This is a genomic window from Pantoea allii, assembly GCF_002307475.1.
Taxonomy (GTDB): domain Bacteria; phylum Pseudomonadota; class Gammaproteobacteria; order Enterobacterales; family Enterobacteriaceae; genus Pantoea; species Pantoea allii.
Genome location: NZ_NTMH01000047.1, coordinates 67573 through 92798, shown reverse-complemented (window position 1 = coordinate 92798; position 25226 = coordinate 67573). Strand labels below are relative to the sequence as shown.

The window sequence follows — 25226 nt, the reverse complement described above, 5'->3', positions numbered from 1 at the left end:
ATCAAATTATCCCTCCGGCCTTACGTTCTCAGCCGGGCAGAAAATAGCAGCGTGTTGATTTGATATGTTTTTTTAAGCGGTATGCAGACTGACGGGTTTAAACGCAATGATTAAAGGATCAGACCTGATTTGGCGAACAATGCCATTTCCTGAAACCCGATGCTCATAAGAAGTTAACCTATGCGAAACCGCCCACTGCGAATAAATCTCAAAACCACGGTTTTATAATTATCTCTGTAGTTTTAGGGATAATTCTCAGCTAAGGTCAACAACGCTACATTATTAAATTAAATCGTAATTAACTCTTTTTCTACCTCATTGGCACAGCGACCACCAGGGGCAATCTTATGCTTAAATCAAGCTACTATTATGTCTGTCCTTATACCCGAGGCGGATGGATAATTCATAAAGAAGGTTGTATTCATCTGGATAACGGCCGTGGACGTGAATTTATTGGTTCGCTGTATACCCGTCAGCAAGCCTTAACGGTGGCCAAAATTCATCACCCCGACGTCATCCTGTGTACCGCCTGCCTGAGCCCGTACGTGTGCCCCAGTGCTGGCAGAAGCCTGGCAGCACGCAGTCGGGCCATGCCCATGCGTCATACGCCAAAGTCGTCCTGAACGGAGTATGCTGCGCCAGCGCTGAGCGTGCGTTTCATCTTGTCGGCACAAGGTGTCGGAAGGGCGTGAAAAATCGGGTCATGAAGGCGGGGCGTTCACTGCCGCGTTAAGAGCGAATAACCGCTAAACACGCATCGTATTAATAGTGCAGGGCACGCAGTGTAATAAAGCAGCTGCGAACAGCTGCTTTATTCATATTAAGCCTGTTTAGGCTGTCCGTTAGAAGCGGTCAGGCCACCATCAACCGGGAGATTAGCGCCTGTAATATAACGCGCGTCCTCACTGGCAATAAAGGCTATTGCATCAGCAATATCTTCAGGCTCACCCGCACGCCTTAACGGAATGCGATCGTAGAAGCGCTCAAGCAGCGCCTGATCGTTTTTCACGCCTTCGGTCAGATCGGTGAAAGTGAAGCCGGGACAAATTGCATTTACCCGCACGCCGTCAGCGCCGTAATCCATTGCCAGTGACCGGGTAAAGTTGGTAACTGCGCCTTTGGCGGCGTTGTACACGCTCATTCCCCAGTCGCCACCCAAACCGGATACCGATGAGATATTCACCACGTTGCCTTTGGATTTGAGCAGGGCGGGCATGAAGAAGTGAACGCAGTGGAATACGCCGTCGAGATCGACACTCATCAGCTTCTTCCAGTCGGCAGGTTCGATCTCATGGATGCGCCCCTGCACGATAATTCCGGCATTATTGACCAGCACGTCAACCCGGCCATATTTCTCTTCGACGCGGGCTGCCAGGGCTTTTACCTGATCGGCCTCGGCGACATCGCAGGCGGTAGCCAGATGACTGTCGCCAGGCAACTGCGCTAACACTTTTTGCAGCTTATCCTGATGACGTCCAACCAGTACGACAGAGGCGCCTTCCTGTGCAAAACGCCTGGCACTCGCTTCACCAATTCCTGAACCGGCTCCTGTCACTACAACGATTTTACCTGTAAATCTGGACATTTTGCCTCCTTAATGGCGTCGCTTGCTGTTATAACCCTGTTCAGCCTGGCAGCCCTGTGGCCCAGGTCAAGCGCAACGGGACCGGATGCGTATTGTTTAACCGCTAAGCGCCCGAATCGCGTTGCACAGGACGCCGTTACGGCCTTCTGAACAGGGCCATGCTCCGGCCTTCCAGCTCAAAGTCCTTCTCTTTGGTGATCACCATTCCGTGTTTGCTCACATCGCTGGTGGTCAGCTCCAGTACCCATCCGCCTTCCCCAAACTGAGGAATACGGAAGGGGACGTTGCCTTCAAACGGGTTGATCAGCATGAGCACGTCATACCAGACACCGTCCTGATGTTGCAGGTCCGGGCGGCCGATATAGACGCCGAGCGTTGAGCCTTCGTCCCACTGTTCTGCCTGCTGTAATCCACCACCGGCATTGAACCACTTAATTTCCATTCCATCGCGCCAGCTTTCACGCCGTAACAGCGGCTGGGTTTTACGCAGCGAGATGACATGGCGCGTGAACTCACGCAACGCTTCAGCGGAGGCGGGCAGGTTGTCCCAGTGAACCCATGAAATTTCACTGTCCTGACAGTAACCGTTGTTATTTCCCATCTGGCTGCGACCAAACTCATCGCCCGCCAGCAGCATCGGTGTACCGTGCGAGAAGAATAACGTGGCAAGAAAGTTACGCTTCTGACGCTCGCGAACCGCATTGATGCCCTCGTCGTCCGTGGGGCCTTCGGCACCATAGTTATACGAGCGGTTATCATTGTGGCCGTCGTTGTTGTCCTCACCGTTATCGGCATTGTGCTTCTCGTTGTAGGACACCAGGTCGTTCAGCGTGAAGCCATCATGCGCGGTGATAAAGTTGACGCTGGCCCAGGGGCGGCGTCCGCGCTGGTCATAGAGATCGCCGGAGCCAAGCAGGCGCGCAGCAAAGTCGGTGGAGACATTGTTCCCTTTCCAGTAATCGCGCACGGTATCGCGATACTGATCGTTCCATTCTGCCCAGCCCGGTGGGAAGCCGCCGACCTGATAACCGCCAGGGCCGATGTCCCAGGGCTCACCAATAAGTTTTAACCGGGAGAGCAACGGGTCCTGGGTGATGGCGTCGAAGAAGCCGCCACGTGGGTCGAAGCCTTCCGGTTCGCGGCCCAGAATGGTGCCAAGGTCGAAACGAAAACCGTCGATATGCATGGAGTCGGCCCAGTAACGCAGGGAATCCGTGACCATCTGCAACACGCGCGGATGAGAGGTATTCACGGTGTTTCCTGTGCCGGTGTCGTTGATGTAGTAACGATGCTGGTCCGGCAAGGTGCGGTAGTAAGAGAAGTTGTCGATGCCTTTAAAGGACAGGGTTGGGCCAAGCTCGTTGCCCTCGGCGGTGTGGTTGTAAACCACGTCAAGGATCACTTCAATGCCCGCATCATGAAAGGCGCGCACCATATCCCGGAAACCCTGAATGCCGCGCGGACCGAAATAGCGCGTCGCCGGGGCAAAAAAGTTCAGCGAATTATAGCCCCAGAAGTTTTTCAGCCCTTTATCCAGCAAGTGTTGGTCGTCTGGAAACCAGTGCACCGGCAACAGTTCAACCGAGGTAATGCCCAGGCTCTTGATATAGCCCACCGTCGATGAATGGCTCATCCCATCGTAAGTGCCGCGCATCTCCGGCGGCAGCGCCATGTTCATTTGGGTGAAGCCCTTCACATGGGTTTCATAAACGATCGTTTCGGACCAGGGAACCTGAGGGCGGTTTTGGTCCTGCCAGTCAAATTCATTCGGGTCAATCACGCGGCATTTCGGCGTGAAGGGCGCGCTGTCGCGATCGTCAAACGTCAGGTCTTTGTCTTCGTGGTACAGATCATAAGCGAAGTGCGCCTCGTTCCACGCAATATCCCCGGCCAGCTCGCGCGCATAGGGATCGACCAGTAATTTATTCGGGTTAAAACGATGACCGTTTTCCGGATCGTAAGGGCCATAAACGCGGTAGCCATAGAGTGTGCCTGGCGGTAAACCGGGCACGTAACCATGCCAAACCTCATGGGTAAACTCAGGCAAATCCAGTCTGGCTATCTCATTTTTTCCGCCTGGATCGTAAAGACACAGTTCTACGCGTTCTGCGTGGGCAGAAAACAGCGCGAAATTTACCCCTTTACCATCGAAGTTTGCCCCAAGCTGTAGACTCGATCCCGACGTGATTTCAAAACGATGATTTGACATCTATCCCTCTCAATTAACGAACCCAGTTACGGCGTTTCAGTCCATGTACTGACCTGCTTTCAGCAAGCGAATAATGCCAGTGCCCAGTAATTATTTAACGTTTCAAGCGTAATGCGATCGGTCAGGGTGATTTCCTGGCCACTTAACACATCACGGTAACGGCGATGTGCCAGTTCGTCAGGCAACACAATCTCTGTGGCGGCCCAGCGCGCCGACGGGGGCGTTTCCAGGTTTTGCTGTGGGTTAAACATCAGCCGGGAGGTGATCACGATAACAGCGTCATTGCCGCGCGTACGGGCAAAGGCCAGTAGCCTGTCCGAATGCGCGCCCTGTGCCGTCAGCGGCAGGTAAGCGCCTCGGGCGAACAGTTCAGGCCGATCCCGACGGGCATTCAGTAGCGCAACCGTCGCTTGCTGGTTAACCTGTCCCTGAAGCCAGCCATCAAGCGTAGTGGGCAGGGCGGTCGTCGCAGTCGCTAACATCTGTTGGAGGGCGGCATAATCAGGCTCACGACGGTTGTCAGGATCGACCAGGCTGAAGTCCAGTGCTTCGCTTCCCTGATAAATATCCGGCACGCCAGGCGCGGTCAGCTTGATGACTCTCTGGCTCAGGCTGTTTATCAGCCCGGTCTGGATAAAGGGCTGCAACGCCTCGACGAAATCCTGCAGGAAAGCCTGATTAGTCGGTGAAAGCAGATGACGCGCGTAGTCCAGCACCGCCTGCTCATAGGCCGCATTGTTCTCTGTCCAGTCAGTACGCAGCTTGGCTTCACGCAGCGCTTTTTCCACATAGCCCGCAAAGCGCTCGGCTAAGGCATCCAGGCCCGCGCTATCCTGAGGGTCCAGGGTCGGTGGCCAGACGCCAGCCAGCGCCTGATACAGCATCCACTCCACGGACGCCTCCGGTGCAGGGCCATCCTCAAGGGTACGTACCGCCTGACGATTAAGCCCGCGCCAGCGTTCCACGCACGTCGCCCAGCGCTGAGGGGCTTCTGTCAGGGTATAAAGGCGGGCACGTGCGTCCTCGCCTCGCTTGGTGTCATGCGTCGAGCTGGCGGTAAGGGTATCCGGCTGGCGCGCAAGACGCGTTTGCATCTCATGGTGAAACTGTTGCGGGTCAAACTGCTGCTGCAAGGGTTCTGCGCCGACTTCATTAAGCGCCAGCGCCCGGTTCTGTCGGTAGAACAGCGTGTCCTCGATGGATTTCGCCATCAGTGGGCCGGTGAGCTGCTGGAAACGGGTACGGAAGCTGTCCGCCAGCCCGGTGACCTTAGCGTCAACGTTGCCCTGTATAATCTGTAGCAGGAAATCGATCGTGCGACTGTCCGGTGCCTGTGCTGACGCCTTCACGTTGCTGGCGATATCCTGTAGCCGTTGCAGGTCATCTGCGGGCAGGCCGTGCGCATTACCGTAGGTGCGGTAAACCGGAAAGGCCACCAGCAGCTCACGCAGTGCGGCGCGCAGCTGATCCGGGTTAACCGTCATCTGTTCACCTGCGGCAATAGCGGTAGCCAGATCCATAAGGCGCGAAAATTCACCCGCAAAGTTGCGGTCTGCCATCAGGCATTTCGCGTTGCGGAGTTCGTCTGCCATCTGGACAGCGTTGCCACTGACGCTCTCATAGGCCTGGCGGAGCCCGTCGAGATGATGGTTATCAACCAGGACATGGGACAGCGCGGCGATAAACTCGTAGCCGGTGGTGCCCGAAATCGGCCAGTCGGCGGGGATCTGTTCTCCCTCGCCCAGGATTTTCTCGACGGTGATATAACATGCCGCACCGGCCTCGTGGCGCAGCTGTTCAAGGTATCCTTTTGGATCGGCCAGCCCGTCAACGTGATCGACACGCAGGCCGTCAACCGCGCCGCTGTGCACCAGTTCCAGAATAAGCCGGTGCGCATCCCTGAACACTGCCGGATCTTCGACCCGCACACCGACCAGGCCAGTAACCTCAAAGAAACGGCGGTAGGAGAGATCCTGGGCGGCATCGCGCCACGACATCAGTCGCCAGGGTTGCTGTTGGTGCAGGGCCGCCAGCTCGGCTTTGCTGCGAAGCTGGAGAACCGCCTCTTCACGTCCCTGCCAGCTTTCCGGGGTCAGGGGATAGTAGCTCTCAAAATAGGCCAGTGCCGGTTTGCCGGTTTGCGGATCGCGTTTGACGGCGAGGTCTCCGTTTTCCAGCACGGTGTCGGGATCATCGCCCAGAAATGGCAGCGTCAAACGGCGTGACCAGTCGATATCAAAATAGTGGGCATAGCGACTGTTTTGGCCGTGTTCCAGCACGTCGTACCACCAGCCGTTTTCCAGCGATGCCGCCATGTGGTTGGGAACAATATCAATGATGAATCCCATACCGGCCTGTTTCAACGCCTGCGCCAGACGATCAAACCCCGTGCGGCCGCCAATGGCCGGATCGATTTGATTCACGTCGGTCACGTCATACCCGTGGGTGGATTCACGGGTCGCGGTAAAGACTGGCGAAGCATAGAGATGACTGATGCCGATGTGTTTCAGATAAGGAATCAGCGCCGCTGCGCGGTCAAAGGTCATGCCATTTCGGAACTGAATACGGTAGGTCGCGGTTGGAATACTCATTTATGCTCTCCGGCAGCCAGACGAACAATCATTGCGTTTGGCGGCAGATTGTCTGCCGGTTGCGGCCAGGCAAAAAGGGTTTCACCCGGCATCTCTGGCAGGGGACGATCCTGTTCACCGATATTCAATGCCACAGAGAGGGTTCCGGCTGGGAACGTCCAGCTTACGGCAACGAATCCCTCTGCGGTTTCCAGCACCTTCCCGCTATGCCCGCCCGCCGTTGCCAGCAGCGGCACAATGTACTGCTGCCGGATGGCCAGAAGCGAACGGGTCAGCTTCAGCCAACGTTTTCCTTCTTCACTTTCCAGCTTGCGCCAGTCCAGTTTTGATCGGGTAAAGGTCGCTTCGTCATTGGGATCGGGAACGCTTTCACCTTCATGGCCCGCGTGTCCTTCAAACTCTCTCGCCCGGCCTTCGCGCACCGCTTTGGCCAGATCGCCATGGAAATCGGTAAAGAACAGGAAAGGATGGGTTTCGCCGTACTCTTCCCCCATAAACAGCAAAGGGATGTGAGGCGACAGCAGGAGCGTGGCCAGCAGCACCTGGGTACGTTCGGCTCCGGCCAGCGAAATCAGCCGTTCTCCCTGCGCGCGATTGCCGACCTGATCGTGATTCTGGATAAAGTCCACAAAGGCCACCGGGGGTTGACCGGTGCTGTCAACGCCGCGCTTTTCGCCGGACTGCACGGAGACCTCGCCCTGATAGACAAAGCCCTCAGCCAGCGCGCGCGCCACGCGTTTCTCTGGCTGCCCGGCAAAATCCTGGTAATAAGCATGCGTTTCGCCCGTGGCAAACACATGAACGGCATTGTGAAAATCATCATTCCATTCCCCGGTAAACAGCGGGGCGGAGCCATCTTCTGCTCTGGGATGCAGAAAGATAACGTTGCGACAGTCTTCGGTGGTGAGGTGAATCTGGCGATCGGGAATATCGGCACGAATGCGTTCGGCAATGTCCGTCAAAACATGCTTGTCTGAAATGTCTTCAATCTGGTCGATGGCGTCAAAGCGCAAGCCGTCAAGATGGTACTCCTGCAGCCAGTAGAGCGGGGCTTCAGCGATATAACGCCGCACCGCATCCACATCATAAGCAATACCTGCGCCCCACGGCGTCATCCGGTCTTTATGAAAGAAGTCAGGCGACAGCAACGGCAGATAGTTACCATCCGGGCCAAAGTGGTTAAGCACAATATCCAGTACCACCGCAATGCCATAACCGTGGGCTGCATCAATAAACGCCTTAAAATCGTCAGGCGTACCGTACGCGGCGTGAGGTGCGTAAAGCAGCACGCCATCGTAACCCCAACCACGTTGACCACCGAACTGAGAGACGGGCAGCACTTCAATCATGGTGATGCCAGTTTCAGCCAGGTAAGGCAGTTTCTTTATCGCGGCCTGGAAGGTTCCTTCTTCGGCGAAGGTGCCCATATGCATTTCATAGACCACGCTTTCCTGCCACGGACGACCTTGCCAGTTGGTGTTCTGCCAATGATAGTGACCAGGATCGATGACCAGAGAAGGGCCGTTGACGTCGTCTTGCTGCGCGCGTGAAGCCGGATCGGGAATCACCGTGCCATCGTTCAGCACGAAATTATAGGCTGCTCCCGCCTGTACACCGCTGACCTGCTGCTCAAACCAGCCGTCTTCGGCTGGCGTCATCGCGATATCATTACCGGAAAGTCTTAATGTGACCTGCTGTTGACCCGTCGCCCAAACGCGGAAACGCACGGTACCATCAGCCAGAAATTCACTTCCCCAACTCTTAAAAAAAGATGTAGATCCCATTCCGTTGCCTCGTTAACCAGAAAGTACGCAATAAACATCCTCGCGCTATCGTTAAGCCGATGAGGCGAGTTCAAAGGTATGTCAGCGAGATTCAGCGCCCAGGAGGTCGGTACGCCTTAACAGCCTTAACCAGCGCCATTATTCAGAAAATGTTATGTGTAATACCGCTTCAGGCACCCGGCAGCGCCTGCTTCACACGACTCTCAACAAGTAATCATAGACTACGCTGCGGCATTTACGGTCGCGGTGCACAATGAACAGCGCACCTTTTTTCCCCTTCTATATGACCGGGTTGTCCGATCACCCCGACATCCTTCTGCTGCTGTCTGCGGTAAATCAGATAAACACCAGGGCTTTTGCAGAAAAAAACCGCTGAAAGCAGCGGTTTTGCAGGGAAAACAGAAAGGGCAGGTGTGACACCCGTGCGCCCCGTGCTCCAGCCACCCCGATCGGAATGGCTGGAACCAGGATCAGGCCGGAATGGTCTGTGCTTTTTGACTGCGCGACCAGACGCGATGTTCTGCCATGGCGGCCGTAAAATCATTCATCAGCGCAATTTCAGCATTATCGGCTTCCACAATGCCTTCTTCTTGCTGGTTTTCATCCAGATCAAACTGGGCTTTAAAGCGACGTGCGTCGCCACTCAGGCCGATGACTTTCAGATGCTTGTAGGCTTCCAGCAGGAAGTAGCGCGCGTCACCGCTTTTCAGCAGCGCGTCAATGTTACCATCGGGTACCATTACGGCATCGAAGGTCAGTGAAGGGAGACCGTTGAACGTCGCATCGATGGGTAACAGAGAACCGTCGTCGGCGCTGACCTGGCCCATATGCGCCGCCAGCAGTTTGGTATGCACGCCTGCGGCTTTCAGGTGCTGCAGGATGTGCAACACGTCCTCGGCCTTCACGCCTTCGCTCAACAGCAGCGCCACCTGACGACCTTTGATGTCACCATCCGGAATCGCATACAGGCTCAGGCTGTCATCTTTCTGCAGACCATTCACGTCTTTTGGCGCAGCGGTATTCAGCTGTTCGTCGCTAAGGCCAATACCCAGATTGGCTGCCACACCTTGCGCCAGTTTGACATCAATGCGCAGCAGATGGTCAAGCACGCGCTCGCGAATATAAGGACGGGCGACTTTACTCAGCTCGAAAGAGTACGCGCCAATGATGTGCTGCTGTTCGATCTCGGTCTGACTGTTCCAGAACAGGCGAGGTTGAGAATAATATTCGCCAAAGGATGGACTGCGTTCACGGACTTTATGCCCCTCAACTCGTTCCTGATAGCTCTCGAACCCGCCACCTTTTGCCGCAGGCGGTGTTTCGCGAGGCCAGTTATCGTTAATCGAGTTGGGCTCATAGTTGGCCGGATTGGTGTCAATATCCATCCGGTGCATGCCCTGGCGCTGAAAGTTGTGATATGGGCAAACCGGGCGGTTAATCGGGATCTCATGGAAGTTAGGACCACCGAGGCGACTGATTTGCGTATCGGTGTAGGAGAACAGTCGGCCCTGAAGCAGAGGATCGTTGGAAAAGTCGAGCCCCGGTACGATATGGCCCGGGTGGAACGCAACCTGCTCTGTTTCTGCAAAGAAGTTATCCGGATTGCGATTCAGCACCATTTTACCGACCCGCACGACAGGGACCAGCGCTTCAGGAATCAGCTTGGTGGCATCCAGAATATCGAAGTCGAACTTGAACTCATCCTCTTCCGGGATCAGCTGCAGGCCAAGCTCGAATTCCGGAAAGTCACCCGCTTCAATCGCTTCCCACAGATCGCGACGGTGGAAGTCAGGATCGCGCCCGGTCAGCTTCTGCGATTCGTCCCACAGCAGCGAGGCTTTACCTGCCAGTGGTTTCCAGTGGAAGCGAACAAACGTGGCTTTGCCTTCATCGTTAATCAGACGGAAGGTGTGAATACCAAAGCCTTCCATTGTGCGATAGCTGCGCGGAATACCGCGGTCAGACATTGCCCAGATCACGTTGTGCAGGGTTTCAGGTTGTAGCGACACATAATCCCAAAAGGTGTCATGAGCACTTTGGCCCTGTGGAATTTCATTGTGTGGCTCGGGTTTCACCGCATGCACAAAGTCGGGGAATTTGTGGGCGTCCTGAATAAAAAACACCGGCGTGTTATTACCCACTAAGTCGAAAACGCCTTCATCGGTGTAGAACTTGGTGGCAAAGCCACGGATATCACGCACCGTATCCGCTGAACCCGCGCCGCCCTGAACCGTGGAGAAGCGCACAAACACCGGTGTAATCTGCTCTGGCTCGCTCAGGAAATGGGCCTTGGTCACGTCCTTCATTGAGCAGTAAGGTTGGAAATAGCCGTGTGCCGCCGAGCCTCGCGCATGAACGATACGTTCCGGAATTCGCTCATGGTCAAAATGGGTGATTTTCTCCCGCATGATGAAATCTTCAAGCAGCGTCGGCCCACGCGCACCGGCGCGTAACGAGTTCTGGTCGTCTGCAATACGGGTGCCCTGATTGGTGGTAAGCGGGCTGCCCGTTCCATCTTTACGGTTCGCTGCTAACTGATCGAGTTTGCTGCTGTGGGTATCGGGGGCTTTAAGACTGCCTGGTGCCGTGGGTTTCTTACCCGGCGGTGTCGGTTCGGCTGGTGGCTGATGTGAACCATCTTTAGGAGCCAGTGAGCCCAGTCCGGGCTGTGATGATTCCGGGCCGGTCGTGGGGGCCCGATGACTCAGGGGATTATTCTTTTTTTCATTCGACATAACACATTGCTCCAGCTTTTTTTTACTACTTGAGGTGCCAGTAAATATAGAACAACTTAATTAATAAGCTTATAAATATTGCGATTAATCGTTGCGGTTAAATAAAGAGCAGGCGATATTCCTCCTGTTTTTAGTGATTTTCAATCAGCGGAAAAACAATTTAATAGCGAAACTAAATGCTTATTTTAAGCGCGACGGCAATGTGATATTTCTATCTTATTCAATGGGTTGATTTTTATCTCACTTTGCTGTCGCCTGGGTGATTACAGCCAGTTTTTTTTTATAACCCAGGTATTTTCTGAAAATCGTTCCGCTCAGGTTTATTACGTTTTGCTAAAAATAAGCGGCGTTTTTTCCTCTCACGCTACGCTTATTATCCTCAAAGCGAAGCGGAAATAAGCGACGATGGATAAGGCGTAAAAAGCATTACTGGAAAGGGTGAACGGGAATAAAAATGCAGGGGTGAGAGGGGATAAAAATCGCCAGTCCATGGCGTACTACCTCCTTAAGGCGCCTTACTCAGAACTACTTAGAAGTGCGACGGCTTTTTTTGCCTCCTTTCCGACCGGCCTCCCTGGCTCTTTCAGGATCGTTTTTGAAATTACCTCCGCTGGCTTTGCCTCCTGCACTGCCAGCTTCACTGGCTCGGTCTGGATCGTTGGCAAAATTACCGGCACCACCTCTGTATTTCTGTTGTGTCATAGACAAGACCTCATATCAGGGTTCCTTAGATAAGAAGGACTAGCTAGTCACAGCGCTAAGTTTAGTTCTGATACGAAATTATGCCACCCTGAAACCCATTATTCGGTGACGAGATGTTGCGGTTATTACTTGTAAAATCAGGGGATAAGCTGTGCGCGCCGGGGAAGCGGGGCAGGTAGCGCGCGTTGCCGTTATACGCGACCCGTTACAACAAAGGTATTAATCAGGGATTATTCATAAAGTTAGCGTTTAACTTATTGATAGTGCTGGCCTTAATGGCGATTTTAAAATTAGCTGTTACACTTTCTGGATACTGTTCAGGAGTGTTTATGAAATTAGGCTTTGCATGTAAGTATTTAAACGAAGAGGGCAAGCAGTATTTCCCCTTTCGCGCGACCACGCGAACCCGTTTTCTCAGCCTGGATGAGGCGCAACGCACGGCGCTCATTTATGAGATTTCGAAGACCAATTTGCAGAACCTGTATTTAACGCTGGAAGCCATTGCCGTACTCCCGGACGCGTTAAGAATGATGCGGATTGGCAGCGATTTACTGCCGTTGTATACCGTACCTGAAGCAAAGCCGTTATTTGCGGCGTTTCTGCCTGAGCTGTATCCGTTGTTTGCCCGCTGCGGTGAGCTGGCGCGGGCGCATCATATCCGGCTGTCATTCCATCCGGGACAGTACAGCGTGCTGGCGTCGGACAATCCTGATGTCGTTTCACGCGCGTTAGAGGATGTGGAATACCATGCGTTGTGCGCCTGTTTGATGGGGTACGGCAAAACCTTTCAGGACTTTAAAATCAACATTCATATGAATGGCAAACTCGGGTTTGACGGGTTTAAACAGGCGTTTCAGCGCCTCAGTCCTGAAGCGCGCTTGATGCTGACGGTAGAAAACGACGAAATTTCGTGTTCACTGGACGATGTGTTGCAGGCAGGGGCGCTGTGTCCGGTGGTGCTGGATATCCATCATCACTGGGTCAAAGAGAACCAGTTTATCCGGGCGGACGATGCACGTATTGCGCGGATTGTTGATTCCTGGCGCGGCGTCAGACCGGTGCTGCACTACTCCATTTCGCAAGAGGGGATTATCCCCACCGAGGGCTTTCCAGATCAGCACGCCCTGACCGTGCCGAAAACAAAGCTTCGTGCCCATTCCGATTACTATTTCAATCCCACGCTCAACGCCTGGGCATTGTCATTCAGCGATTTCGACATCATGTGTGAGGTGAAAATGAAAAACCTGGCGCGTGAGCAGCTGTACGATTGGGGAAGACGTCAAAACCTGATCGCCTGAGGCGCGCAGGCAAAAAAAAGCCCCTGAATCAGGGGCAAATTTTTAGGGAAGGTAAAGCATCCTTGCTAAGTAGCGTGTCATCATCACAACAAAATTAAAAACGAACGTCGCCCGGCTTACGCTGAAGAACGCTCTCCAGAGCCTGACGATAGATATCCTGTTTGGTCGCGTCGGTTTCACTTTCCAGTTTATGGATCAAACCCAGTAACATATCTTTTTCAGAAACGTGCGCTTTAAAAGAAGCGAGTTCTGACCAGGTCTCTGCAATCACATCTTTTTCGCTGGTGAAAGTGTCACCCGCATTCATGAAATATTCAGAAATCTGAGACTCAGTATTCGTTGTCGTTTGCATGGTAGCCTCAAAATCGGAAGAAGACGTTTTCCTGCCCGTGGCGAAGAAAATTTTGCATCTGAAGGTGGAAATCCACTCACCTTCAGATGCGGTGCAAGGCACCTTTCGTTACAAGTGATTTAACATCACGGCGTAAAGTTATACAGAAAAACTAACTTTGTACAATTTTTTGCGAAAAAAAACTGCTGGTCGGATGAGTTGCTGGCCGAGATTGCACTGCTTTCTGCTACTGTTTTTGATATTTAATTATGATTTATAAGGGTTTTTTATGGTGTTGCCTGCGCCTGTTTTTTTCGTTCGGTTGTACAAGGCTGCGCAAACTTGTACAGCATAAGCTGTATAATTCTGGTCAGGAACGCACGAAAAAGTCCCGGACTGGGCAGGGCACGCATCGGGTTGGGAGCCTTTAAGCCGGTTGCTACTGTCCTGTGGGCTACCGCAACGTCGGCATCACCGCATGACGGCCCGCGGGCAGCGTATGACCATTTTCCGGATAACGATGCCCCGGCAGAGAATAGCAACCGATGGTCAGCGGCGCATGAACGCTCGACCGGTCAGGCCCGCATTTTTGCGTCCTGTGGTCATAAAGCAGGCTTTGTGGGCGGCGGTGCAATAATTCACTTCCTTCTGTACCCGCAGGGCGTTAAGGTTTACGCCTCTTGGATCAGAAGGAAATGATAATGGTTAACGACTATTTCTCGCTGCCGCCTGCGGGTATGACGCAGGAACAGCATAAACGTACGGTCGCGGTTGCGGCGGCACTGGCAGTGGCAAAAGAGTCAGTCAGCGCCTCAACGTCAGCAAATGGCTCGAAAGCGGCCTGGGATCTGCAAGCGGTGGCAAACGAAATTGCCAATCTGGCCGATGCGATTCAGGATGCGCTGGAGTCTGACAGCGACGTATAACGGTGAGATTGCGCTGTCTGATCGGGCAGCGCGACGGTAAAAAGCACGCTCACGCTCAATAACAAGGCTGTCTGTTTCATCCTCCGCCTCCTGCGCAGCCCGCTTTCCCACCATATCCCACTACGCAGCGCTATACAGCCTGTCATCCCGGTAACGTCACCAACACCGCTTGCCGGTTTTACGCAGTCATCAGGCTTTGACGGCACCGATAGCGTTATCGCTCAGAGCGCTGCTGAGAGAAATAAGCCAGCAGACGGGTCATTTTTTGCTGGGGTGAGGTGTAAGTCTCGTCAGTGACTTTACCTGTCCAGCGATCATCTGCTTCAGGATGAGGTCCGGTTAACACCACCGTCCCTTTTCCGTAGGCATAACGCGCCATCGCCACATCACCATTACGATAAAAGGCCACAGGGGTAAAACCGTCCTGCGGTTTATGGCCGACAAGATAAGGGCCATCCTGATAATAGAATGTCTCTTGTCTGCCATTCCACTTAACAGGAATCGTGTAATCACCCTCATCGGCGATCTGCGATCCCGGACGTCCTGCTTCGGAATCAAGCGGCGAGGCGATCAGCCCCAGCCAGTTACTGTCCGCCAGATAAGCACCCATGCACAGACCGAGGTAACCTTTACCATCGCGGACAAAATCGCGTAGGGCTTTTGCCCCCTCATCCCCCAGGGCTTCATAGGCCGCTGGAATATCCTGGCCTCCGCCGGGCTGGATATAAAGATCAACCTGACGCAGGTTCTGAGCATTCAGTGTTTGTTTTTCGTTTTCGCCAATATAAGAAATGCTGAGCGGCATCGCGACGCCGTGTAGCGCTTTCATCACCATTTCTGAACAACCTTCACAGCCAGCCGCACCACGATAAATGGCGATTCTCAGTGGATGATTGTCCGCCAGGCTAAAGCCGGACGCGAGGCTCAAGGCAAGTAGCATCGCGGTTAACATCCCACGAGGATAGCGGACACGTTGTAATGCATTAAAAGCCGGGCGCATGATGCATTTCCTGTCATAGCGAGAAAGAACGCTTCCGTTGCGGCACCCACGGCGCGGCATGAGAAGAGAAGGTCAGCGCAGGCAGACTGCCTGGACGCGATAAAAATAGCGCATTTCAGTGTCCTTGAGCAACTGCTCAATTTTGGGTGACGATCATTCCTTGCTAACCCTTTATTCGCAGCGGGCGTCCAGCAGACCGCCGCCATCGGTGTCGTTGTCTCCTGTCCTTGCCGGTTACTGGCCGTTATTGGCTATAACCCGAAGCGATGATTTTCGCTGCGCCCGCCAGAACTTCTTTGCGCGAAGCGGCATGTGGGTCGGGCTGGGTGTAATAGGTGACCAATACCAGCGGTGCATGATGCGGTGGCCAGATAACGGCGATATCGTTGGTGGTGCCGTAATCACCGCTGCCGGTTTTATCCGCAACTGTCCAGTCAGCGGGCAGGCCGGCACGTAGGCTGTTCGCCCCTGTGGTGTTGCCTTTCATCCAGTCGCTCAGTTGCTGACGTTGCGCCGGTGCCAGCGCACTGCCCAGCACCAGCTTTTGCAGGCTTTGCATCATGGCAGCAGGCGATGTCGTATCGCGTTTATCACCCGGGATGGCGGTATTCAGATCCGGTTCTGTGCGATCGAGCCGAAAAGTGGTATCGCCAATGCTGCGCGCAAAACGGGTCACCTTCTGCGGACCACCCAGGCGCGTCAGCAGTTTGTTCATCGCCGCATTGTCACTGTATTGCAGCGCAGCCGCGCTGAGTTCAGCCACCGTCATTGTGGCACCGACGTGTTTTTCAGTTATCGGGTTGTAATTAACCAGATCGGTTTTGTGGATCGCGACGTTTTCATTAAGCAATCCGCTCGCGGTTTCACTCTTTTTCAGGATGGCCGCAACGGCGAAAACTTTGCTGGTGCTGCAGAGCGGAAAACGCGTGTTGCCACGATAGGTAAAAACGGCGCCATCGGCGGTGTCCGTCACTGCCACTCCCAGCCTTCCGCCTGCGGTCTGTTCCAACTGTTGAATATCGCGTTGCAACGCGGCGTCATCAAAGCTGGCCTGTGCGGCAAGCGGGGTCGCGAGCGCCAGCAGGATAACGGTAGGGCGTGCGCGTTGTGTGAATAGATTAATCATATAAAACCTCATCTGATAAATGTCCGCATCGCTGAGTGCCGTCTGCGGCCGGGAAGTGCATGGCGGTTTACCGCATCATTGCGCGGCAGGATGCAATAAGAAACAGACTGGCTGCCCCTCAATAAACTTATGTCGCTTTAAACGGCGTGACGCGTCAGGCCATTCAGCCTTGCAGCACGCTATTCCCCGACTTTGTTAAATCACGAGGGAGATGGTAGGGGATTTCAAAATGTCGACAAGCGAGATAATTTGAGTGGAGACTAAAGAATTTCTGGGGGTAAACGTGAAAAATGATGTACCGCTTAACGCGCTTCGGGCTTTCGAAGCCTCCGCCCGCCACCTGAATTTTACCCACGCGGGGCTGGAGCTGTTTGTCTCTCAGGCCGCCGTCAGCCAGCAGGTCAGGCTGCTGGAAGAACGACTGGGCGTCGTATTATTCCGTCGATTGCCGCGTGGTCTGGAGATGACGGATGAGTCGCGACTGCTGTTTGCGGAGGTGTCAGCGGCCTTCACGCAGCTCGAAAGCGCCTGGCGTCGCTTTGAAGGCGGAGAATACCGCGAGGTGATGACGATCGCCTGTGTGGGTACCTTTGCGCTGGGCTGGCTGTTACCCCGGCTTGAGGTGTTTCGTCAGCAGCACCCGGCGCTGGAGCTGAATGTGCGCACTAACAATAACGTGGTCAGCCTGGCGGGTGAAGGCGTGGACTATGCGATTCGGTTTGGCGCGGGTGCCTGGCCCGCCACACACAATGAGCGGCTGTTTACGGCACCGCTGACGGTGCTCTGTCGCCCGGACATCGCCAGCCGTCTGCAGCAGCCTGCCTGTTTGTTGCGGGAAAACCTGTTACGTTCCTATCGGGCTGATGAGTGGGACAGCTGGTTTACGGCGGCGGGAATGACACCGCCCAGGATCACCGGCCCGGTATTTGACTCGTCACGTTTAATGGTTGAAGCCGCGATCCAGACCGGCGCTGTTGCTCTGGTGCCGGCGTGCATGTTTCAGCGTGAGCTGGATGCTGGCACGCTGGCCCGTCCTTTTACGCTTGAGATCGATGTCGGTGGCTACTGGTTAACCTGGCTCCGCTCAAAGAAGATGACGCCCTCGATGGAAATATTCCGTGAATGGATAGTGCAGCAGGCAAAAGGCGGTCATGAAGAGCCGGATAAGCCCGATGCAGGCGGCGCGCCTTAATGCTAAACGCCATCTGAGCAGCAGCATCGTGCTCAGGCGGCAAGGCGGCTCTGCATTCACTCATCGTGCAGAGAAAAAGCGTTAACGGCTACCCGCTATGACGGATGTAAAAAATAGCCTGTTCGGGATGATTCATTTCATCAGGCTATCGCTGTGTGGAAGTCTGCGGTGTTCAGTTTTTTCAGTTTCGTCACGCCCTCTGTTATTAAGAAACCAGATAATAAACTCACTGTTATTTTTCACGCCAAGCTTTTTCATTACGCGTTGTTTAATATAATATGCAGCGTGTACAGGGAGTGCCATCCAGCTTGCTATCTGTTTCATATCCATTCCCGTCATAAAAAACCACGTTAATGAAATCTCATCGACCGTTAAATAAACCTGTTGTCCGTCGTTATTTTTTATTTCCATGCTGTGCTCCTTTTCAACATACAGCTGTCTGATCAGGGCTCATCATAGCGCTGGGATGAGGTAATGGCATTTCACGTATTCTTTGCTTATCTTAAGTCTTTAATCTTCATTTAAATCAATTGATTACTCTTTTTTTCTGATCTGCCTGAGAAAGGTCAGGTTAAGCGAAGAACACATGACGCATCATGTCGCCGCTGCGCGCCAGTGCATCAGATATCGTGGGGCCTGTTGAGCCCCATGTGATATACAGACTACTCTGCGATTGCTTTTTATCGCGTTGGATCGAATTTGTGGCTGATTCTTACGGCAATAAATACCTGCGCTTCTGGTGTTAATCCTGTTGGACAGATAACACCATTTGAATTTTGCGCAATAAACTTCTCTTTGGCTCGTTATGTATTATGCGGCCTCTGTATTTGAATAAACAGGTAAGGCTAAGGAAAGGGGAGGTAAAACGTAACGATTCCCGAACGGGTTTATATTATGTTATCGCCAGGGATTCAGGGCTATATATTTCAGAAAACAGGCGTGACAGGTAATTTAAATCCAGCCAGTAACAAAGAACTGAAAACAACCGGGCGAGTCGTCAACAGAACCGCCTTATGTCTTGTTTTGCGCAGTACAGAGTCAGCCAGAGACGTGTAAACCCGCTGTGTACTTCTGCAGGACGATGGCAAAAAAGGGGAGCCATCAATGAAAAAATGCCAGGCGTGCAGAAGGCAACAGGTGAAAGCATAACCTGAATGCGCAATCGTTAAGCGGCTGCATAAAACCGACACCGCTTCGCTGTAACAAAATCTTCATCCACATCAACCGCTTCATATAAACCTCTGCCGTTTCACTTGATCAAACCCATCGATCGCGATTACTGTAAATATATACAGTTATTTTGAAGGGGAGGTGAGTATGGAATTTATCAGGCCAGCAAAAGTCAGTGCGCTGTTACCGCTGCCACTGTTTATGGAGCGGGTGCCATGTGGTTTTCCGTCACCGGCTCAGGACTATGTTGAGCAACGTCTTGATTTGAACAAGCTCATCGTTCAGCACCCCAGTTCGACCTACTTTGTACGGGTAAGCGGAGAGTCGATGACCGGCGCAGGCATCAACGACGGCGATATGCTGGTGGTGGACAGCGCGCTAAGAGCCTCGCATGGCGATATCGTGGTGGCGTCCGTGGACGGAGAATTTACCGTTAAGCGTCTTCAGCTTCAGCCCTGCCTGCAGCTGATGCCGATGAACCGGCAGTTTAAACCGATTGCCATCAGCACAGAGGATGCGCTGGAAGTGTTTGGCGTGGTGACCTATGTGATCAAGTCGGTTTATTAATCATGTTTGCGCTGGTGGATGTGAACAATTTTTATGCCTCCTGTGAGACGGTGTTTCGCCCCGATCTCAAAGGAAAGCCCATCATTGTGCTGTCTAATAACGACGGCTGTGTGATTGCGCGTAATGCAGAGGCAAAAGCGCTGGGCATTACCATGGCTGTGCCGTTCTTCAAAATGAGAGAGATTATTGCCCGCCACAACGTACAGGTCTTTAGCTCCAACTACGCACTTTATGCGGATATGAGCACCAGAGTAATGACGTTGCTGGAGGAAATGGCCCCGTCGGTGGAAATCTACTCGATTGACGAGGCTTTTCTGGATTTAACGGGCGTCAGCCATTGCATGTCGCTCGACACGTTGGGCCACGAGATCAAAACCCGGATAAAAAAAGAAGTTCATCTCAACGTCTGTGTCGGCATAGCCCCCACCAAAACGCTGGCGAAGCTGGCGAATTTTGCCGCTAAAAAATGGGCAAACTACACCAAGGGTGTTGTCGATCTGTCCGATCCTGCACGTCGGGAAAAACTGCTGGTGAAGGTGCCCGTTGCGGAGGTCTGGGGCGTAGGTCGACGGCTCAGTCAGCGGCTTGAGGAAATGGGCATAACCTCGGCCGCGGACCTGGCGCGTCAGCGCCCCAGCCTGATTCGTAAGAACTTCAGCGTGGTGCTGGAGCGCACGGTCAGAGAATTATGTGGCGAACCCTGCCAGGATTTAGAGGCGCTCGAACCCACCAAACAACAGATCATGTGCTCACGTTCCTTCAGCAGCCGCCTCTCAGACTATGCCCAGGTGCGTGAGGCGGTCTGTACCTATGCCGAACGTGCCGCCGAAAAACTGCGTAAAGAAAACCAGTACTGCAGACAAATCGGGGTATTTCTGCGCACCAGTCCGCATGCACCCGGCGAAAATTTTTACGGTAATCAGGCGACAGGGCAACTCCTGACGCCGTCCCACGATACGCGCGATATTATTCGGGTGGCGACCGAGATGCTCGACTATATCTGGATAGAAGGACACCGCTATATCAAGGCCGGCATAGTCCTGAGTGATTTCTTCGATCATGGCGTGACGCAGTTGGATCTGTTCGACGAGCGTTCGGTTAACCCAGGCCGTAACGATCTGATGCAGGTGATCGATCGGATTCATAAAGAGGGCAAAGGAAAGATGTGGTTTGCCGGGCAGGGCACGGAAAAACGCTGGGCCATGAAGCGCGAGATGTTGTCGCCTTGTTACACCACAAGATATTCAGACCTCCTTGTCGTAAAATAACCTTTTACATCATCATATTATGATTTTTCATGACGCAAGGTGCACACGGATGCCCGATCAGTCATTTGTTGAAATCTAGTTTGTCCTCAACATAATCTTGTATCTGAAAAAGTGCGGGTAGCATGAAACCAGTACGCAGAAGTCAATGCTCGCGGCTCACCCGGCATCTCGCACACCTCAATCCGAAGATTCTCTTTGAACTGAGCCACCGGCTTCATTTTTTTTTAGGTGAAGGTTCCGCGTTTTACCTGAAAGAAGGACTGTTCCGGTAATGCCTGTTAGCGCGATAAGCGAACTCATCCCAGCAAAAGCAACCATCAGTCCCCCAGCTGCGAGCAGCCCGGAAAGAAGGCCAGAAAGGGCTTCAGCAGTGTTTGCCAGTGTAGAGAACGTGCCGAATGTCTTACCTGTATTCTCCGCCGGGGACAACGTCTGTATAACTGTCACAAGCGCAATATCTACAAAGGCACCGCTGATCCCAAGTATAAATGCGAGAGGAAGAAGAAAATTAAAGGAATACAGAGCGGTAAGTGACATTACAAATAAAAGCATACCGTACAAGAACCAGTACCGCATTACTCTCTCGGGTGAAGCCTGCTTTAAAAACCGACCATAGATAAGTCCACCAGTGATCGTGCCTGCGGCCATGAGAGAAAAGATCCAACTGGTTATCAGTTCCCCCTGTCCGTGACTGACTGTCATCGCAGGAATTATAAAACGCAGAACCGATCCGGTGAACAGGATGCAGACGGAAGAGCACAGTATGGTGATAAATAGCCCACGGGTGTCATAATAAAGGCCCTGAATACAGGACCAGGTTTCCTTATAAACATTTTTGCTCCTGAAAGCCGATATTTTTACCGCTACCGTTTCAGAAAATGTGAAGAGGAAAATAATCGATACAGCATAGGTCAAGGTGTTAAAGAGCAGGACCCATGATTTATCCGAGAATGTGAGTATGAAGGAACAAATAAGAGGGCCTGCCACCGAAGCCGTTTCTTCGGCTACCTGCGATATACCATTAGCACCGGCAAGCCTTGATGCATCAACGGTTCTGGGCACAGCGGTCTGATAGCTTGGCTGGAAGATACTGCGGCCAATGGTTGTCAGCACAGAAGCCACGATAAGGACGGTGATACTGACCGAACCATTCAGGCTGCATATGAAAAGAAGAAGCGACACAATGAGACGCAGCCATTCGCTGAGTAAGAGGTTATGTTTAAGGCGATAATTATCTGCCATCCAGCCTCCAACCGGGCCGAAGAACAGAAAGGGAATAAACCGGAAAAAGTAAACGAAACCGGTAAGCAGATAATCATGATGTGTGCTCTCCAGCACGATAAATACGAAAACCACTTCGTATGCATAATCGCCTGTCTTTGACATAAAAAGCGAGGCGAGAAGGGTTCGGAAATTCTTAATCTTCAGCCAGTTCATGACAGTCCATTCCCATACTGAAACGCGAAGCGCCCAGCGCAGAAACGCCCTCCGCCAGTTCGGTAATTCTGACGTTCCTGAGTGCGCCAATTGAGCTGGTACGGGCGATAAAGGATGAAGCAAAGTTGAGCGCGATCCCCATACCGATACACATATGCATCCCGGTTCCGAAAGAAAGTGGTTTCTCTTTTCGACCCGGAATGAACTGGAAAGGCTCATCAAAAAACCCGGCATCGAAATTAGCCAGCGCGGTATAGAACATAACCCTGTCACCCTTTCGTAGATTCAGCCCTCTGAAGCTCAGATCCTGAGACATCACTCTTCCTACGGAGAGAACGGGGCTGTAAAAACGCGAGGCCTCAACCACTATGTCGCGGACATTATCTGCATTTACTCTCAGACTGAAGTGAGATATGGCCCAGAGCGTGGCCACAATGAGCTGCATGGTCGTCTGATGCGCAGCAATATAGGCGATAGCTCTGTCTGACGCCTGAACATCGGTGCAGGGATCACAGCCAGAAGTCATGTCTCTGCAGGCTTCAAAAACGGCCATAAAGGAATGCGCAATGTCGACAAAATGTTCCTTTCCCTTTACTCTGCCGTCGAAAAGCATACCCACATTATACGCATGATCCGACAAGTGGCGGGCAGGTTCTAACCCGACAAGCATGGCCGCAAGCGTGTTATTGAGGTTGATAAGATCATGCTCATCAAGGTATTTCTTTTCCCTGAACTGCAAAAGTGACCTTTCAATCATCTCGTCGCAGGGCAATTTTTTGAAATTTTGATGAATAAGCCGGACTACATCACTTTTACAATCGTCCCGAAAAATCAGTGACTGATTAATAAGTAACATAAAACGTTCAATGATCGCCTTTTCTTGCTGAAATATGCTGAGGGGAACAAGCATTCTGTTCTTGGTAACATAATGACTGTTCAGCAGTTCTGAACAGCCAGCATAATCATAAATAACCCAATATTTTCTTTCGTTATGATAATAGATACCTTTCCGCTCAGTATCGTCCCGAACGATATCCTCAAATCTTTTTTTATAAGCGTCGGTGAGAGAAAGTGTCAACTCAGACATACATAAGCTCTTTCTTTGCAATAAATTTACCAGGAATACTGAGCTGTTCAGTAATGAAACGTTTCATGGCAATTTGATCGGTTTCTGGCATTAACCAATACATAATATTGGTATACCAGTACCAGCCGAGTTTAGTAAGATATATTTTTTCTGAATCTTCTGTGATGAGCTGATGCGCTTTCAGTTGAGAAATTTTGTCCTGCAAAGCAAAAGGAATTTGCGCCATACTTACTTTCGATTTTTCTATTTCGCCATGATAGGGAAGCCGCAAAATTACTGGCTTCATCTCATCAAGTATGCCGGGATGCTTGCTAATAGTTGAAGGCACAGCATTATCTTCGAGTATGGATTTTATATATTTATGACGGCCTGATGTATTGGTAATGACATGCCCCCGAAGGGAAGAAACCGCGTTAACACCAAACCCATGTAAATCATGATCCGCATAGCCGTAAACGTGTTCATGATAAACGAAGCTGTAATCCTGACTCACCACAGCATCACTCACATTTTTAGTTCTCACATATCCGTGACCATTATGTGGCATGAAACCTCTGCTGCGCATGTATGCATCAACCAGCATATTCATGGTAAATTTTCGGGTCGCTGTTGTAACCGGCATTTCTTTGTTCTTAATAGATTTATGGAGTTTCGCCTGCGTCATGACGTTATCGATTGGGTAAATATCAATATTCGATGTCCCCAGGGAAACCGCCTGCTCGAGATCTCTTATAATATCTTCCTCATCCTGCCCGTTCATTCCATAAAGGATATCGAAAAGAACAGTGCTGAAATTTCGATTGAGAACATCTGCAGCAAAATGAATATGATCCAATGTTGATGTCAGATTGAAGAGTTCCCGCCACATTGGGTTAAACGTCTGTAGCCCGAAGCGGGGATGTGTAACACCTATCTCCTTCATTGCAGAGACTTTCTCCTCACTTAAACTCTTAATTTCGATCTCAAATGAGAACTCGCAGTCAGGTGAGAGTGAGAAATGTTTGTGTATCGCGGCACCGATCTGAGCAATATTCTCTGGTGACAGGAGGGACGGCGTGCCTCCACCAAAGAATATTGATCTTACCGGAACAGCTTTATAGTCATTAAACTCTGACTTTAACTCGATTTCTCGGAGCAAAGCCCGGGTATACTGATCGACCAGTTCAGCGTCTTTATATGCCCCACGGGTGAAGGGGCAGAAGGTGCAGATTGTTTCACAAAAAGGGATATGGAAATAAAGGGCTCTTGATGATACCTGAGTGTTACTGTAACGCAGAACATCTGACAGACTCTCAGCTGATATACCTTTACCCTGATTTGGGAAAAAAAAGTTATATACCGGAAACTGGTAATCAAACTTGAATAAGCCATTATCTTTGATGTTCATCTTAGCTCACCTTTTCTGCAGTGACGTCATTCTTGTGAAACAACGGGGTCTTGATATGACTACCGCGCTCAATATAACGAACAATTATCCTGTTAACTGATTCCAGGCTGGATTCTATCTCCCTCACTGCCGAGAAACACTTACCTCCACAGGTATAAATATCCACACTCATGTAATTACTTTCTGGATAGGTATGATATGAAAGATGTGACTCACTCAATAAAAATATTCCCGTAACGCCTTCTCCTTCAGATGTGAACTTATGAGACAGGAAACCGATTACATTAAATCTTGTTTTATTCAAAACGTTTTTGAAGAACGTCTGAAGTTGATGTTCATCTTTAAGAAAACTCTCATCATTTAAAACAATATCCAGAACGTAGTGATGGCCTGAATCAACCATGTTCGCCTCCGGGAACATTTGCTTTTTAAATGAGAAAGGGCAGCAGTGCTGCCCTTTCTGAAATATCACCAAGCTACGCTGTTGAAATCGTAGTTATCGGCAGATGACTCAGTTACGAACAGCTCGATTGCACTTTCCATAATAAATCCTCATTTGATAAATGTGGTGAAGTGTATTTGTTACTTTGCTGAACAGACTAATTAATAATCAGTCAGCGATTTCATATATAATAAAAAATTAATAAAAGTTAACTTTGCATTTACACTATTGCGACAAGGATCACAAAAAAACTTAATGGAAATTATCTATTAATTCGTTGGTTTTGATTGGGAAAATATATCTGAAATATTTCGCCTAAAAAAATAATAATATTTATAGTTATTTAATCACAGGGTGAAATTACTTAAACATATATTACCCTGATGTCT

General features: G+C 51.5%; 20 protein-coding genes. 6 read left to right on the top strand and 14 right to left on the bottom strand.

Features of this window, described 5'->3' with window-relative positions; translation table 11 throughout:
* Window positions 1-347 precede the first annotated feature (347 nt).
* The gene (locus CMR03_RS21960; protein ID WP_063879414.1) at window positions 348-623 is read left to right on the top strand and encodes a hypothetical protein; all 276 of its coding nucleotides are present in this window, start codon (window positions 348-350) and stop codon (window positions 621-623) included.
* A 197-nt stretch (window positions 624-820) separates the two neighbouring features.
* On the opposite strand, the gene budC is transcribed toward CMR03_RS21960, so the two are convergent.
* The 6 genes from budC to CMR03_RS21930 all read right to left on the bottom strand — a co-directional run bounded on the left by budC (window position 821) and on the right by CMR03_RS21930 (window position 11606).
* Entirely contained in the window at window positions 821-1585 is a 765-nt protein-coding gene (budC, locus tag CMR03_RS21955; protein WP_063879415.1) for a meso-2,3-butanediol dehydrogenase, read from the bottom strand.
* Window positions 1586-1721: 136 nt separating this feature from the next.
* A complete protein-coding gene (gene glgX, locus CMR03_RS21950) occupies window positions 1722-3794 on the bottom strand; it encodes a glycogen debranching protein GlgX (protein ID WP_063879416.1) in 2073 nt (690 codons plus the stop codon).
* Window positions 3795-3853: 59 nt separating this feature from the next.
* Window positions 3854-6385 (bottom strand): malto-oligosyltrehalose synthase, encoded by a 2532-nt coding sequence (gene treY / locus CMR03_RS21945; RefSeq protein WP_096012647.1) that lies wholly within the window; start codon window positions 6383-6385, stop codon window positions 3854-3856.
* Window positions 6382-8169 (bottom strand): malto-oligosyltrehalose trehalohydrolase, encoded by a 1788-nt coding sequence (gene treZ / locus CMR03_RS21940; RefSeq protein ID WP_096012646.1) that lies wholly within the window; start codon window positions 8167-8169, stop codon window positions 6382-6384. The genes treY and treZ overlap by 4 nt, the downstream gene beginning before the upstream one ends.
* Window positions 8170-8639: 470 nt before the next feature.
* The gene (katE, locus tag CMR03_RS21935; RefSeq protein WP_096012645.1) at window positions 8640-10904 is read right to left on the bottom strand and encodes a catalase HPII; all 2265 of its coding nucleotides are present in this window, start codon (window positions 10902-10904) and stop codon (window positions 8640-8642) included.
* Window positions 10905-11429: 525 nt separating this feature from the next.
* The gene (locus CMR03_RS21930) at window positions 11430-11606 is read right to left on the bottom strand and encodes a con-10 family general stress protein (RefSeq protein ID WP_074181015.1); all 177 of its coding nucleotides are present in this window, start codon (window positions 11604-11606) and stop codon (window positions 11430-11432) included.
* Window positions 11607-11935: 329 nt separating this feature from the next.
* Here CMR03_RS21930 and CMR03_RS21925 point away from each other — a divergent pair, with 329 nt between their 5' ends.
* Window positions 11936-12904: a UV damage endonuclease UvsE gene (locus CMR03_RS21925; RefSeq protein WP_063879420.1), complete on the top strand. Its 969-nt coding sequence runs from the start codon at window positions 11936-11938 to the stop codon at window positions 12902-12904.
* A gap of 94 nt (window positions 12905-12998) precedes the next feature.
* On the opposite strand, the gene CMR03_RS21920 is transcribed toward CMR03_RS21925, so the two are convergent.
* Window positions 12999-13256, bottom strand: coding sequence for a biofilm development regulator YmgB/AriR family protein (locus tag CMR03_RS21920; protein ID WP_063879421.1), 258 nt, complete (start codon window positions 13254-13256; stop codon window positions 12999-13001).
* Window positions 13257-13936: 680 nt separating this feature from the next.
* Between CMR03_RS21920 and CMR03_RS21915 the strand changes: the two genes are divergently transcribed.
* Complete coding sequence (locus tag CMR03_RS21915) at window positions 13937-14161, top strand: hypothetical protein (RefSeq protein ID WP_063879422.1); 225 nt, start codon at window positions 13937-13939, stop codon at window positions 14159-14161.
* Window positions 14162-14375: 214 nt separating this feature from the next.
* Here CMR03_RS21915 and CMR03_RS21910 read toward each other — a convergent pair whose 3' ends face one another.
* The gene (locus tag CMR03_RS21910; protein WP_096012644.1) at window positions 14376-15161 is read right to left on the bottom strand and encodes a BPL-N domain-containing protein; all 786 of its coding nucleotides are present in this window, start codon (window positions 15159-15161) and stop codon (window positions 14376-14378) included.
* Between the two features lie 244 nt (window positions 15162-15405).
* Window positions 15406-16287 carry a class A beta-lactamase gene (gene bla, locus CMR03_RS21905; protein ID WP_096012643.1) on the bottom strand — a complete coding sequence of 294 codons (882 nt, stop codon included), beginning with the start codon at window positions 16285-16287 and terminating at the stop codon, window positions 15406-15408.
* 283 nt (window positions 16288-16570) lie between these two features.
* Between bla and CMR03_RS21900 the strand changes: the two genes are divergently transcribed.
* A complete protein-coding gene (locus CMR03_RS21900) occupies window positions 16571-17479 on the top strand; it encodes a LysR family transcriptional regulator (RefSeq protein ID WP_096012642.1) in 909 nt (302 codons plus the stop codon).
* A 132-nt stretch (window positions 17480-17611) separates the two neighbouring features.
* On the opposite strand, the gene CMR03_RS25325 is transcribed toward CMR03_RS21900, so the two are convergent.
* Complete coding sequence (locus tag CMR03_RS25325; protein WP_244181416.1) at window positions 17612-17890, bottom strand: helix-turn-helix transcriptional regulator; 279 nt, start codon at window positions 17888-17890, stop codon at window positions 17612-17614.
* A 906-nt stretch (window positions 17891-18796) separates the two neighbouring features.
* Here CMR03_RS25325 and umuD point away from each other — a divergent pair.
* Entirely contained in the window at window positions 18797-19216 is a 420-nt protein-coding gene (umuD, locus tag CMR03_RS21890; protein ID WP_063879427.1) for a translesion error-prone DNA polymerase V autoproteolytic subunit, read from the top strand.
* Between the two features lie 2 nt (window positions 19217-19218).
* Entirely contained in the window at window positions 19219-20484 is a 1266-nt protein-coding gene (umuC, locus tag CMR03_RS21885) for a translesion error-prone DNA polymerase V subunit UmuC (protein WP_096012641.1), read from the top strand.
* Between the two features lie 177 nt (window positions 20485-20661).
* On the opposite strand, the gene CMR03_RS21880 is transcribed toward umuC, so the two are convergent.
* Genes CMR03_RS21880 through speD form a run of 4 tightly spaced genes read right to left on the bottom strand, consistent with a single transcriptional unit; the run spans window position 20662 to window position 24798 of the window.
* Window positions 20662-21921 (bottom strand): MFS transporter, encoded by a 1260-nt coding sequence (locus tag CMR03_RS21880; protein WP_096012640.1) that lies wholly within the window; start codon window positions 21919-21921, stop codon window positions 20662-20664.
* Complete coding sequence (locus CMR03_RS21875) at window positions 21902-23008, bottom strand: cytochrome P450 (protein WP_244181415.1); 1107 nt, start codon at window positions 23006-23008, stop codon at window positions 21902-21904. The genes CMR03_RS21880 and CMR03_RS21875 overlap by 20 nt, the downstream gene beginning before the upstream one ends.
* Entirely contained in the window at window positions 23001-24395 is a 1395-nt protein-coding gene (locus CMR03_RS21870; protein ID WP_096012639.1) for a coproporphyrinogen-III oxidase family protein, read from the bottom strand. The genes CMR03_RS21875 and CMR03_RS21870 overlap by 8 nt, the downstream gene beginning before the upstream one ends.
* A gap of 1 nt (window position 24396) precedes the next feature.
* Window positions 24397-24798 carry an adenosylmethionine decarboxylase gene (gene speD / locus CMR03_RS21865; protein WP_096012638.1) on the bottom strand — a complete coding sequence of 134 codons (402 nt, stop codon included), beginning with the start codon at window positions 24796-24798 and terminating at the stop codon, window positions 24397-24399.
* Window positions 24799-25226: the final 428 nt, after the last annotated feature.

Bases quoted from the DNA above. Each gene is read 5' to 3' on its own strand.
- CMR03_RS21910 (WP_096012644.1), bottom strand. From the start codon at position 15,161: ATGCGCCCGGCTTTTAATGCATTACAACGTGTCCGCTATCCTCGTGGG.
- speD (WP_096012638.1), bottom strand. From the start codon at position 24,798: ATGGTTGATTCAGGCCATCACTACGTTCTGGATATTGTTTTAAATGAT.
- CMR03_RS21920 (WP_063879421.1), bottom strand. From the start codon at position 13,256: ATGCAAACGACAACGAATACTGAGTCTCAGATTTCTGAATATTTCATG.
- CMR03_RS21875 (WP_244181415.1), bottom strand. From the start codon at position 23,008: ATGTCTGAGTTGACACTTTCTCTCACCGACGCTTATAAAAAAAGATTT.
- umuD (WP_063879427.1), top strand. From the start codon at position 18,797: ATGGAATTTATCAGGCCAGCAAAAGTCAGTGCGCTGTTACCGCTGCCA.
- glgX (WP_063879416.1), bottom strand. From the start codon at position 3,794: ATGTCAAATCATCGTTTTGAAATCACGTCGGGATCGAGTCTACAGCTT.
- CMR03_RS21870 (WP_096012639.1), bottom strand. From the start codon at position 24,395: ATGAACATCAAAGATAATGGCTTATTCAAGTTTGATTACCAGTTTCCG.
- CMR03_RS25325 (WP_244181416.1), bottom strand. From the start codon at position 17,890: ATGGAAATAAAAAATAACGACGGACAACAGGTTTATTTAACGGTCGAT.
- CMR03_RS21880 (WP_096012640.1), bottom strand. From the start codon at position 21,921: ATGAACTGGCTGAAGATTAAGAATTTCCGAACCCTTCTCGCCTCGCTT.
- bla (WP_096012643.1), bottom strand. From the start codon at position 16,287: ATGATTAATCTATTCACACAACGCGCACGCCCTACCGTTATCCTGCTG.
- budC (WP_063879415.1), bottom strand. From the start codon at position 1,585: ATGTCCAGATTTACAGGTAAAATCGTTGTAGTGACAGGAGCCGGTTCA.
- CMR03_RS21960 (WP_063879414.1), top strand. From the start codon at position 348: ATGCTTAAATCAAGCTACTATTATGTCTGTCCTTATACCCGAGGCGGA.
- umuC (WP_096012641.1), top strand. From the start codon at position 19,219: ATGTTTGCGCTGGTGGATGTGAACAATTTTTATGCCTCCTGTGAGACG.
- katE (WP_096012645.1), bottom strand. From the start codon at position 10,904: ATGTCGAATGAAAAAAAGAATAATCCCCTGAGTCATCGGGCCCCCACG.
- CMR03_RS21925 (WP_063879420.1), top strand. From the start codon at position 11,936: ATGAAATTAGGCTTTGCATGTAAGTATTTAAACGAAGAGGGCAAGCAG.
- CMR03_RS21930 (WP_074181015.1), bottom strand. From the start codon at position 11,606: ATGACACAACAGAAATACAGAGGTGGTGCCGGTAATTTTGCCAACGAT.
- treZ (WP_096012646.1), bottom strand. From the start codon at position 8,169: ATGGGATCTACATCTTTTTTTAAGAGTTGGGGAAGTGAATTTCTGGCT.
- CMR03_RS21915 (WP_063879422.1), top strand. From the start codon at position 13,937: ATGGTTAACGACTATTTCTCGCTGCCGCCTGCGGGTATGACGCAGGAA.
- treY (WP_096012647.1), bottom strand. From the start codon at position 6,385: ATGAGTATTCCAACCGCGACCTACCGTATTCAGTTCCGAAATGGCATG.